At 44.9% G+C, this 12,988-nt stretch carries 7 protein-coding genes and 1 riboswitch; of the genes, 6 read left to right on the top strand and 1 reads right to left on the bottom strand.

Features of this window, described 5'->3' with window-relative positions; translation table 11 throughout:
- The first annotated feature begins 10 nt into the window (after positions 1–10).
- The 5 genes from AAH582_RS19220 (at position 11) to AAH582_RS19200 (ending at position 11,403) form a co-directional block, all read left to right on the top strand.
- Entirely contained in the window at positions 11–2,239 is a 2,229-nt protein-coding gene (locus tag AAH582_RS19220) for a glycoside hydrolase family 95 protein (protein WP_343319737.1), read from the top strand.
- Between the two features lie 12 nt (positions 2,240–2,251).
- Complete coding sequence (locus AAH582_RS19215) at positions 2,252–4,450, top strand: alpha-galactosidase (RefSeq protein ID WP_343319735.1); 2,199 nt, start codon at positions 2,252–2,254, stop codon at positions 4,448–4,450.
- A gap of 98 nt (positions 4,451–4,548) precedes the next feature.
- Complete coding sequence (locus AAH582_RS19210; protein ID WP_343319733.1) at positions 4,549–6,531, top strand: sialate O-acetylesterase; 1,983 nt, start codon at positions 4,549–4,551, stop codon at positions 6,529–6,531.
- Between the two features lie 178 nt (positions 6,532–6,709).
- Positions 6,710–9,880 carry a SusC/RagA family TonB-linked outer membrane protein gene (locus AAH582_RS19205; RefSeq protein WP_343319731.1) on the top strand — a complete coding sequence of 1,057 codons (3,171 nt, stop codon included), beginning with the start codon at positions 6,710–6,712 and terminating at the stop codon, positions 9,878–9,880.
- Between the two features lie 5 nt (positions 9,881–9,885).
- Entirely contained in the window at positions 9,886–11,403 is a 1,518-nt protein-coding gene (locus AAH582_RS19200) for a RagB/SusD family nutrient uptake outer membrane protein (protein ID WP_343319729.1), read from the top strand.
- A 100-nt stretch (positions 11,404–11,503) separates the two neighbouring features.
- Here AAH582_RS19200 and AAH582_RS19195 read toward each other — a convergent pair whose 3' ends face one another.
- A complete protein-coding gene (locus AAH582_RS19195) occupies positions 11,504–11,767 on the bottom strand; it encodes a hypothetical protein (protein WP_046675016.1) in 264 nt (87 codons plus the stop codon).
- Between the two features lie 66 nt (positions 11,768–11,833).
- Positions 11,834–11,927, bottom strand: a riboswitch (SAM-I-IV-variant riboswitch).
- A 210-nt stretch (positions 11,928–12,137) separates the two neighbouring features.
- On the opposite strand from AAH582_RS19195, the gene AAH582_RS19190 reads away from it, so the two are divergent.
- Positions 12,138–12,908, top strand: coding sequence for a DUF3050 domain-containing protein (locus tag AAH582_RS19190; protein ID WP_046675017.1), 771 nt, complete (start codon positions 12,138–12,140; stop codon positions 12,906–12,908).
- Positions 12,909–12,988: the final 80 nt, after the last annotated feature.

Here is a 12,988-nt window from a genome sequence, read left to right as displayed (position 1 = left end):
GCACACAAAAATGAAATACGTTCTCTTAATACTTTTGACCATTTGTTTTGGCACTTCCTACGCCCAACGGTATTATCTATGGGATGATCGACCTGCAAAAGATTGGATGACCGAAGCTTATCCGATCGGAAATGGACGAATAGGAGCCATGATCTTTGGCGGTGTACAGCAAGAACATATTCAATTTAATGAAAATAGCCTTTGGACAGGTGATGAACAGGAAACAGGGGCCTACCAGGCTTTTGGTGATCTTTTTGTTCGCTTTGAACAAGGGGGCGATTCATCGTATTCTTCTTACAGCCGAAAGTTAAACTTAGATAAAGGGCTGCATGAAATAGCCTATCAGCAGGATGGACAGCAGATCAACCGGCGCTATTTTGCCAGCCAGCCCGACCAGGTTATGGTATTTGAGTATACAAACAGTAAAAAAGGTGAATTCAATGCCCAGATTGTACTTCAGGATGCACATGGGCAGGCGGTAGAGGTGGCGGATGGTAAGCTTGCATTTCAGGGAATGCTCGACAATGGTATGCGCTATGCCGCACAGGTACGTGTGCAGGTCGTAGGTGGTTCACTTTCCAGAACAACAGATGAAAAAGGTCGGGCTGTCCTTAGCGTAAAATCTGCCGATCGCCTTGTTCTGCTGCTGAGTGCCGCAACTGATTATGCTAATACTCGGGCCACCAAATGGAAGTCGGCCGATGAACCGATGAAGGTCAATGAACGTAATCTGCAGCAAGCGGAAAAATATGGCGTAAATAAGCTGTTGGCACGGCACCTTGCAGACTATACAGCGCTGTTTAACCGGGTGGCGCTTGATCTCGACCATAGCCAGCTGGACAGTAAGCAAACAACAAAAGCGCTGTTGGAGGCCTATAAAAAACAGCCGATCCCAGCTCTTGAAGCACTGGTCTACCAATATGGACGTTATCTCCTGATCAGTTCTTCCCGAAAAGGCGGTTTGCCTGCAAACCTGCAGGGATTGTGGAACAACAGCAACAATCCACCATGGCGCTCCGATTACCATTCCAATATCAATGTGCAGATGAATTATTGGCCTGCGGAAGTGGCCAATCTGAGTGAGTCGGCCTGGCCTTACCTCGATTATATCAATAGCATGCGTGCCGTGAAAAAAATAAATACACAAAAGGAATTTCCGGGCGTCAGGGGCTGGACTGTAAAGACCGAAAATAATATTTTTGGTGGGGAGAGCTTTCTTTGGAATACGCCGGGAAGTGCCTGGTATGCGCAGGCACTGTGGGAACATTATGCCTTTAACAAAGACGAGAAATACCTACGCGAATTTGCGTATCCGATTTTAAAAGAAATAAGTGAGTTTTGGGATGATCGTCTGGTTCGAAGAGCAGACGGAACTGTGGTGGCGCCAAAAGGCTGGTCGCCGGAACATGGTCCGACCGAGGATGCCGTGAGTTATGACCACCAAATTATTTACGATCTCTTTAGCAACTACATCCAGGCAAGCACAATTTTGAAGTTGGACGCCGATTACCGTAAACATATCACGGCACTTCGCGATGCGCTGCTCAAACCCAAAATCGGCAAATGGGGACAGCTGCAGGAGTGGGAAACGGATCGGGATGATCCACAGGATAAGCATCGCCATGTGTCCCATCTCTTTGGTCTTTATCCCGGTAACCAATTCTCTGTTTTAAAAACACCGGAACTGGCCAAAGCTGCACGAGTTACCCTCACCGCGCGTGGCGACGAATCCACGGGTTGGTCTATGGCCTGGAAGGTGGCTTTTTGGGCCCGCTTGCAGGATGGGAATCACGCCTATAAAATCCTGACCAATTTCATTAACCTCGTTGGCGGCGATGGTATTGATTACAACAATGGCGGTGGCGTTTATGCCAATCTTTTATGTGCCCATCCACCCTTTCAGATCGATGGTAACCTGGGCTATGTGGCTGCTGTGAGTGAACTATTGCTGCAATCGCAAACGGATGTGCTGGAATTACTTCCTGCACTGCCTGATCGCTGGTCGGCCGGGACGGTCAAGGGGCTCAAAGCCCGGGGCAATATACACATTGAAATGATGGAATGGAATAACGGCAGCATTACGCAGCTCAGCCTTTCTTCGCCGCAAGATCAAACGATTCAGGTATTGAGTCCTTCCCAATTGGCAGGTCTAAGCCCACAGCAGGAAATCAATGGTAAATACCTTTACAAGATTCAATTGAAAGCAAACAAAATAGTCAAGTTCGTAAACAAATCCTAAATCTATTTATATATGCCAACCCATCATTTTAAACATGTTGTACTCGGGCTTTTGATGACCCAGGGGCTTGTCCATCTGGAGGCACAGGCGCAGTCCAAACAGATTCCTATTGAAACCAGATCGAATGCCCTCGTGTTGGAGTACGATTCCACGAAAACACTGAAAATGCTCTATTACGGTGAAAAATTGAGTGATTCAAAAGAGTACTCGACCATTGCAAGCGGTTATAGGCAATTGACAGATTATAGTGGCCTCTCCAACGCAGCTTATACCCCTTCAGGTTCAAAAAACCTACTGGAACCGGCCATCAGTGTCGTTCATGCCGATGGTAACCGCTCCCTGGACCTACGCTATGAAAAGCATGCGGTGAAAAACGTTGATGCGAATGTCAAACAGCTTGATATTACCCTAAAAGATCTGGTATACGATATTTATGTCGTTTTACACTACAAATCGTTTTTGAATGAGGATATCATTGAACAGTGGGCAACCATCCAAAATAAGGAAAAGAAAGTCGTCACGCTGGAAAAATTTGCTTCGGCCAACCTCACCCTGCGCTCCAACGCGTATTGGCTACGGCAGTACCATGGCGACTGGGCAAAAGAAATGCAGGTGGACGAGGCTCCGTTAACACATGGCATTAAAGTGCTGGACAGTAAGCTCGGAACACGGGCGAATTTATTCCAGCCACCTTCCTTTATGGTGTCACTGGGTAAGGCTGCATCCGAAGATGAAGGAACAGTATTGATGGCAAGCCTGGGGTATAGTGGAAATTTTAAGGTGGATTTTGAAGTGGATTACCTCAATAACCTACGTATCATCGCCGGAATAAATAACTATGCTTCCAATGTAAAATTAGCCAGCAACCAGGAGTTTACAACACCCAAGTTGATTTATACCTTATCGACAAAGGGAAAAGGCACCGCCTCCCGAAATCTGCACAATTGGGCCCGTAAATATCAGCTGCTGGATGGAAATGGCGAACGCCTGACTTTACTCAACAATTGGGAGGCGACCTACTTTGATTTTAATGAACAAAAATTAAAAGGTTTACTCCAGGATACCAAGAAACTAGGCGTAGATCTATTTTTATTGGATGACGGCTGGTTTGGAAATAAATATCCGCGTAACAGCGATCACTCCAGTCTGGGAGACTGGCAACCAAACCGGACAAAACTGCCCAATGGTATCGCGACACTCGTGGAAGAAGCAACCAAGCAGGGGGTTAAATTCGGTATCTGGGTAGAACCTGAAATGGTTAGCCCCAAATCCGAACTCTATGAACAACATCCGGATTGGGTTGTCAAACAGCCACAGCGGGAAGAACATTACTTCCGCAATCAGTTGATCCTGGATCTGACAAACCCCAAGGTGCAGGATTTTGTTTTTAATATACTGGATGATCTTTTTACCAAGAATCCATCTTTGGCATATATCAAATGGGACTGCAATGCGGTTATTTACAATGCGCATTCTGCATTTTTAAAGGATCAGGGGGCATTCTATATCTCGTATGTGGAAGGACTGTATAAAGTCCTTGAACGTATACGTTCGAAATATCCGAAAGTGCCGATGATGTTATGTTCGGGCGGGGGTGGTCGTGTGGACTATGCGGCACTTCGGTACTTTACCGAATTTTGGCCTTCGGACAATACAGACCCTTTGGAGCGTATTTTTATGCAGTACGAGTATTCGTACTTTTTCCCGGCAATCAGCACTTCAAACCATGTGACTGACTGGGGAAAACAGTCCCTCAAATTCCGCACGGATGTAGCCATGATGGGCAAACTGGGGTTTGATATTGTGGTGAGCCACCTGAAAGAACAGGATCTGTTATTCTGCCAGCAGGCGGTAAAGAATTACGACGCGCTTAAAGGGACAATATGGCACGGAGAGCAGTATCGTCTGGCCGATCCACGTGAAGGTGACTTTGCCGCCCTTAGCTACGTGAATAGCCAAAAAACAGAAGCTGTCGTCTTCAACTACCTGGTCAATAACCGCTATGGTATCGGAACAACCGATCCTGTCCGTCTAAAAGGACTGGATGCCCAAAAGCAATATCGGGTGGAGGAAATCAACTTGTATCCGGGAACCAAGTCGAGCTTAGGCCAGGGACAAACCTATTCGGGCGACTACCTGATGAAAGTTGGCGTAAATCCAGACCTGAATAGCAACCGTCCCAGTGTTTTACTGAAAATATCGGCACTTTAAAAAAAATAAGGGTGGCATATCCGAAGCGCTGACTCCAACAGTCTGGACTTCGGATGCGCCAAATGTATAAACCCAATGGAGCAACAAACTCAAAAATCATGATAAAACCTAAACAGTATAAACGGACTTTGTTGGCCCTGCTACTCAGCGTTGCCAGTGGATTTTCTGTCCTACAGGCCAAGGTACAGCTGCCTGCTTTTATTGGCGACAATATGGTACTACAGCAGAAAGAAAAGGTCAAGATCTGGGGAACTAGTACCGCAGCGGGCAAGGAGCTTAGCGTAAATACCAGCTGGAACAACAAGAGCTATCAGGTTGAGGTCGATCAGCAAGGAGGCTGGCAAGTCTATCTGGAGACGCCAAAATACGGTGGACCCTACCAAATTACCATCAACGATGGTGATCAATTGATTCTAAAGAATATTTTGATCGGTGAAGTCTGGTTTTGTTCAGGACAGTCAAATATGGAAATGCCCCTAGCGGGCTGGGGTAAGATCAATAACTTTGAGCAGGAAATCAAAGCAGCCAACTTTCCCAATATTCGTATTTTGCAGATTCCAAAAGCTACGGCCAATCAACCTACCACAGCAGTGAAGGTGGAGTCTGGTGGATGGAATCCGGTGACACCAGAATGTATTCCGGAGTTTTCGGCTACGGCCTATTTTTTTGCACGGGAAATCTACGAGAAAACAGGCATTCCCATTGGGCTGATCCACTCTTCCTGGGGCGGAACAATCATTGAAGCCTGGATGAGCCGGGAGGCACTTTCACCTTTTTCAACCTATACGGCGGCCATTGAGAAAATCCAACGTCCGGATGCACAGGAAATCTATGCGAAAGATCTGGCCGAATGGAATCGCGTCGCCGAACAGCAGGATCAGGTGAAGACAGCAATGCAGGGCGAGTGGTTTGCGCCACAATTGGATAAAAGCAGCTGGTCTACGATTACAATTCCGAGCTTTTTTGACAGTAACCTATTTCCAGGAATGGATGGTGTCGTTTATTTTGGCAAAGACGTTGAACTACCGGCACATTGGCAAGGTAAACCTCTTAAGTTGATTTTGGGAGCAATTGATGACAACGACATCACTTATGTCAATGGTACAAAGGTGGGCGAAACTGTCGGCTACGATCAGATTCGGAAATATACTGTTCCTGCAACAGCCAACAATGGCAGCCTATTGCATATTGCTGTTCGCGTATTTGACGGAGCCGGCGATGGCGGAATATATGGTGGTACGGAACAGCCACGACTGGAAGGACCAAATGGCGAACAGCTATCTCTCGTGGGGGACTGGAAATGCAAAGTGGGTTATGATCTGGCGAAGCTGCCCACAAAACCTAACGCCTTGGAAGGCCCTAATAGGCCTACTGTGCTCTACAATACCATGGTGAAGCCTTTTGTGGATTTTAAGATAAAAGGCGCCATTTGGTACCAGGGAGAAAGTAACGTGGATTCAAAAGACGCTCCCTATCAGCAACTGCTGCCCGCACTGATTCAGGACTGGCGCAAGCAATGGAACAATGAAAAGATGCCTTTTTATTTTGTTCAACTGGCCAACTTTAAGGCGAAAAGTTTAACACCGCAGCCTTCTTCCTGGGCGAGATTACGGGAAGCGCAGCGCCAAACACTCAAATTGCCTTATACAGGTATGGCTGTTATAACGGATATCGGCGATGCTCAGGATATTCACCCCAAAAATAAGCAGGATGTCGGTAGAAGGCTTGGCTGGATCGCAACAGCGCAGCTGTATGGCAAAAAAATCCCTTATTCGGGCCCGGTTCTCGCGCATTGGACGACAAAAGCTGGAAAAATGCAACTTAGCTTTAATCCCATGGGCAAAAAGCTTGTGCTGAAAGGAGCGGATAAACGCAATGCTAGCTTTACTATTGCTGGTGCCGATCAGGTCTTTTATCCTGCAGAAGTCAAACAGGTCGGAAATAAGTTGATCGTATCTGCCAAAGAAGTACCGTCACCCGTCGCAGTGCGTTACGGATGGGCCGATAACCCGGATTTGGTACTCTATAACGATGCTGGATTACCCGCTTCTCCGTTCCGTACCGATAGCTGGGATAAATAACCGATGTAAACCATCCCCCTTATGAACCATAATTGGAGAGCCTATCGTATACGTAAGAAGTAATTAGAAAATATCGCGTCTAAACGAATTATGATTATGCAATTTTTTGCATGATAAGGGATCTCTTTGTCCCTAAAATATCCATCAAGAACTATTTTATACATAACTACAGTAAACAATGAAAACAAAAAAGACAAGACAGTGGCCCGAAAAACGGGTGTCATTTGTTCCAGAAGTCAGTATTATGGCACTTTGTCTTTCGATTGCGGTACCAACTGCGGGGTCTGCAAAATCGTTATGGACAACAGCTGGCCGATTACCGGAGAACACACCGCATGCGGCATATAATAAATTAGGCATGTTCCAGCATGCTGTGAAAGGAAAGGTAAAGGATAGCGATGGAAAACCGATTGAAGGCGTTACAGTAAGGGTTAAAAATTCGGCCGTAGAAACAAAAACAAACGGGTTGGGCGACTATGAATTCAAGTCCGTCAATGTCGGAGCCGTCCTGCTGTTTTCATCCGTGGGTTTTGAAACAAGGGAGGTCGTTTTCAATGGCAACGGCCAACAATTGGATGTTGTGCTAAATAACTCATCTTCAAGTTTAGAGGAAGTCGTTGTCGTTGGTTACGGTACGCAAAAGAAAGTAAACCTAACAGGTGCCGTGGCTACAGTGAGCGGCAAAGATATGATCAAACGGCCCGTTGTCAATACAGCTTCCATGCTGCAGGGCGCAATACCGGGCGTACAAATCAACCAGGGCTCGGGAGAACCAGGCAATGAAGGTGTATCCATCCGCATTCGTGGCAAGGGAACTTTTAGTGGTGCCGGATCGGATCCTTTGGTGTTGATCGACGGTGTACAAGGCAAATTTTCGGATGTCAATCCCAATGATATCGAAAATGTCAGTGTACTTAAGGATGCGGCATCTGCAGCGATTTATGGATCCCGCGCGGCAAATGGTGTTATTTTGATCACCACAAAACAGGGGAAATCAGGGAAAACAACCGTGCAGTATGACGGTAATGTGGGTATCTATAAGCCTACGAAAATGTTTGATCTGATCACTAATTCGGCGCAGTATATGGAATTATACAATGAAGCGCGTAAGAATTCCAATCTCAACGATGGCCTATATCCCGCCGATGTGATCGCTGCCTATCGCAATAGCAACGATCCTGTAAAATATCCAAATACGGACTGGTTGGGGCTTATTTTCCAAACTAAACCGACCTACACGCATAATCTTGGTATCCAGGGCGGAAACGAGAAGACAACCTTTAATGTTGGTTTGGGCTACGTCAATCAGGATGGAATGATCAAAGGTTTTAACTACGACCGTTATTCCGCCCGGCTCAATCTGACGACCAAAATCTCGGACGGGATTAAATTCGGAACAAATATCTTGCTCAAAACAGGACATACCGAATCTATTCCGGGTGGATCCAAAGACTTGTTCCTGTCGGCCATGTCGCAGGCACCAACCTATGGCCCATTTTTGCCGGATGGTAGCGGGCGATATACGTACAAAGCTTACGACTGGGAGTACAACAATAAAAATCCTATGGCCGTATTGGATCGGAAATTCACCTACAATACCGATGATTATGCGGCTAATTTGCAGGCCTGGATGGAAGTACAACTGTTTAAAGGTCTTTCCTGGTACACCAAAGGTGCCTATAACTTCAATATGGACAAGTACAAGGATTATAAATCGACCTTGGATGAATATTACTACCACACGGGTACGCTGGGAACAACATTGGATCTTGGCAAGGGCCTTACAGATCAGGATCAGCAAACCATTTACACCAATTTATTTACTTACCTGAACTACGATCGTGCGTTTGGGGACCACCACCTCAAAGCGCAGGCCGGATATAGCATTGAAAAAAGTAAGTATACCTACCTCCAGGGCTTCAGACAGAATTTTGTCGATGATACCCTAACGGAATTAAATGCCGGTGGATCGGATATTCAACGGGCAAACGGAACAGCCAACCAATGGGCATTGATTTCTTATTTCGGCCGATTGAACTATGATTACCAAGGAAAATACCTCTTAGAAGCCAATATGCGTTACGATGGTAGTTCCAAGTTTTACGGTAAAAACCGTTGGGCAGCATTCCCTTCTTTCTCTGCCGGCTGGCGTGTATCTGAGGAATCGTTTGTCAAGGAATTTGCTTCGGGTTGGCTGGATAATTTGAAGATCCGTGGATCCTGGGGCCAACTTGGAAATCAGAATACCGGTAACTATCCGTATCAACCCGTATTGGGACTTACCGGAAATTACTCTTTTGACAATAGTACGCTAAATTCCGGTGTTGCTCAACAGGGATTAAACAACCCGATTATCAAATGGGAAACAACAACGATGACCGATGTGGGGTTGGACTTAAGTCTGTTTAAAAATTTAGATATCACCTTTGACTGGTACAAAAAGAGAACGACTGATATCCTTAGGCAGTCACAGATTACTGCAATAGTTGGTTTGGGAGCACCTTACGTCAATGATGGAATTGTCGAGAATAAAGGTCTTGAATTGGGAATTACTTATCGTAATCAGATTACTACGGGAGCATTAGAAGGGTTACGCTATCAGCTAGGTGCAAACCTCGATCGTTTCAAAAACAAGCTGGTGAAATTTGGCGAACCGGAAATCGGGGGCTATACAGTCAAGAAAAACGGCTACGCGATGGACAGTTTTTATACCTACGAAGTCATGGGTATATTCCAATCGGAACAAGAAGTCGCTAGTTCGCCTAAGCAGTTTAATGACAATACATTGCCAGGAGATCTCAAGTACCGGGATGTCAATGGGGACGGAAAAATAGATGCGAACGACAGAACAATTATTGCGGGTGTAGATCCAAAGTTGAACTATAGTTTTAATCTAAGTGCAAGTTTTAAGGGCTTTGACTTTTCGGCCCTATTACAAGGGGTATATGGTGTCAAATCTTATGTTTCGGGCTGGGGTGTAACTCCTTTTGTACAGGGTAGCCCACCGACAAAAGATTGGTTAGACCGTTGGACACCTGAAAATCCTTCGACTACAATGCCCCGTATTTATTGGGGTTGGAGCGCTCCGGAGAAATTCAGTCGAGCTTCCAGCTATTTTATACAGGATGCTTCATACTTCCGGTTGAAAAACCTTGTATTGGGATACACTTTACCTGATGGGCTATTGAAAAAATATAAAATTGACCGCCTACGGGTTTATTTTTCGGGTGATAACCTTGTGACTGCAACCAAATTTAAGGGCCTGGATCCTGAGCGCTATGGAAATGGTGACCTCGTGCAATATCCGCAAAACAAGATTTATTCATTTGGTGTACAAGTTAATTTTTAAGTGCTATGAAAAAGAAATTTATAACAGCGTTGCTATTATCCGGACTATTTTTGGGTTCCTGTAACAGTGCCTTGGACCTCAATCCTTTGGATCAGATTGCTTCGGACAACTATTTTAGCAAAAAATCGGATTTTGATAATGCCTTGGCCGGTGTATACGCGTCGTTGCAGAGTGAGACGTTCTCTTATGGGATGCCTTTTCGGGACTGTCTGACCGACAATGGCTATAATCAGTTCAATTCAGGTAGCGTCAACGAAATCGTTGGCGGCAATTTAAATCCAACAACGGGTGGCTACGAAACCGGTATCTATAATGATGCATACGTAGCGATAGGCAGAGCAAATCGTTTGATCGAGAAATTACAAAGCTATGCAGGAGCAGACATAAACGATGCAGAGAAAAAGAAAATGGAAGCTGAAGCCCGCTTTATCCGTGCTTTCGTTTATTTCCAATTGTACAGTATCTACGGCGAAGTGCCGCTTGTATTGGTTTCATTGAATCTGGAGAATCAGCGTCAGCCAAAGGAAAGTGCAGAGAATATACTAAAACAGATTCGAGCTGATCTGGATTTTGGGATCGCCAACTTAGCGCCTAAACCTTATTTCAATAATGGGGGGCATGCGGCCGCCAGTTCAGCAAAAGCCTTGAAAGCACGGGTTTTATTGTTTGCGGCTTATGGTGACAAAGGAGTGCCCGATTTAGCAATTTTGAAAGAGGTAAAAGACTTATGTACCGATATCATGAAAGAGTATACCCTGAGTACGGCTTTTGAAAATGTCTTTCGCGATGCGACACAAAAGAATAATACCGAGATTATCTTTTCGGTCAATTTTCTGGCACCGAATAATACTGCCCCTTGGGACATGTACCTAGGCGATTGGATTGCTGCTTCGCCTTTACAAAACCTGGTGGATACCTATGAATGCAAAGATGGTTTGCCTTTTGGTGAATCACCGTTGACCGACCGAACCAACCTGTTCAAAGATAGGGATCCGCGCCTGAGCAAAACAATTTTTGTGGATCATCCTGATTTTGGCGGCGGTAAGATCCATACACCGTCCAATCCGCGGCCTACAGGTTATGGGGTGCTGAAATTTTTGGATCCGGCCAACCTACCTTTTGGTTTTTCAACATTGAGCCAACAGGATGCGGTTATACTGCGGTTTGGTGAGGTATTATTGATGTACGCCGAAGCACAAAATGAAATAGCCGGGCCTGATCAATCGGTTTATGATGCCATGAATACTTTGCGGAGTCGGGTTCAGATGCCAGGGTTCCCTGCCGGTTATACCAAGGAAAAGATGCGCGAGCGTATCCGCCACGAAAGAAGAGTCGAACTTGCTTTTGAAGGACTACGCCATTACGACCTGATTCGTTGGCATATCGCGGGTGACGTACTCAATGGGGTCAAAGACAGTAAAGTGCCCTATCATTTCGAAGATAAATTCTATCGCTGGCCATTACCACAAACAGAAATTGAAAAAAGCGCAGGGATACTGATTCAGAATCCAAACTATAAATAACAAGACTTTTTGCCTTCTTCTGATCGGCAATTTCCTAAACCAACCACAGCAGCGCGCACGAAATCTTTTCGATGCGCGCTATTTTTGGCGGTGATAACGATTACTGTAAAGGGATCAACACATTCTGTTCCAAGCGTACAGGGACATGCTTCACCGAGGTAAAACCGTCTTCCTTAGAAACGATGTTGGAAAGATCCAGTCCTCTTTTGGAGAACGTACTGATCAAAGCTGTTCTAAAGGTAGCTTTTGATGATCCCCAGCCTTGTCCTAAGATGGTGTCATTGTTAAGCTGTATGAGTTCATCCGTTGAATAATAACTGAATTTTTCCAGTAAGTGTTGGTAAAGATTTGTTGTAGTAGCCATACAATTTAAAAATTTAAAGGATTAAACCATAAACTGTATCCAGATCTTTGTGGGAAAATAATCGTTCTGCAACGTTTATTTTGGTCGAAACCCGTATTAATTTACCACCGCGGTGCCTGCACTCGGTTGGTATTGCATCATGCAATTCTGAATACTCTACAAATATAGTAGATTATTTTTTATTATAAAAAATATTTTTGTTTTTAAGGGTAAATGAGCGTTAAAATCAGTACAAGGGAGGTCAAAGTGGGGGCAGGTTGTTGTTTTTGATTTGGTTATGAAGCGGATAGCTGGACGGTAAATTTATCATGCTACTGTAATCTCATTTAAAATACTTTAAAAAATAAAGATAAGACGATACTTTTGCGCCATGAATAGAATTGCGGAAATTAATGAATACATTGCTGCCGAACGCGAGGTATTATTGCAACACCCTTTGTATCGTAAGATCAAAACGATCAAGAATCTACGTTCTTTTACAGAAGGGCATGTTTACGCTGTATGGGATTTTATGTCTTTACTAAAAGCTTTACAGATTAAATTGACCTGTACGACTTTACCCTGGTTTGCGAGCGAGCATCCATCAACACGCTATCTGATCAACGAAATTGTATTGGCAGAGGAGTCGGACGAATACATTGATGGCCGCCGTTTGAGCCATTTTGAAATGTATCTGGACGCCATGGATGCCATGGGTGCCGATCTTCATCTGGTCAATAAATTTATCGGTCATGCCAAAAAATCGAGCGACATATTCGATGTCATCGCGACGACGACATTGGATAAGCGGATCAAAGACTTTTTGAATTTTACATTCGAAGTGATTGCTGAAGGTGAGGTGCATAAAATTGCTGCCGCCTTTACGTTCGGGCGTGAAGATCTTATTCCGGGAATGTTTACCTCTATCTTGGAAGAAATTAAAACAAATTTCCCTACAGCCAATCTGGATAGCTTTATTTATTATTTCCAGCGTCATATTGATCTGGACGGCGACGAGCACGGACCTTTGGCCATGCAGATGATCACAGATCTTGCGAAGGACGATGACGTTAAATGGGCAGAAATGAAGGAGATCAGTAAAATCGCGCTACAAAAAAGAATACAATTGTGGAATGCAATAGAAGATTCTTTATACGGATAATCTGGTTTTATACCATCCCCGAAAGGCCTCTCAAATCAACATTTGAGAGGCTTTTTTTATAGGCTGTAAAAAGAGTGGCG

Source organism: Sphingobacterium multivorum, from assembly GCF_039511225.1.
Classification (GTDB): Bacteria; Bacteroidota; Bacteroidia; order Sphingobacteriales; family Sphingobacteriaceae; genus Sphingobacterium.
The sequence above is the reverse complement of the archived record's forward strand: the minus strand, read 5'-3'. Positions and strand labels throughout refer to the sequence as shown.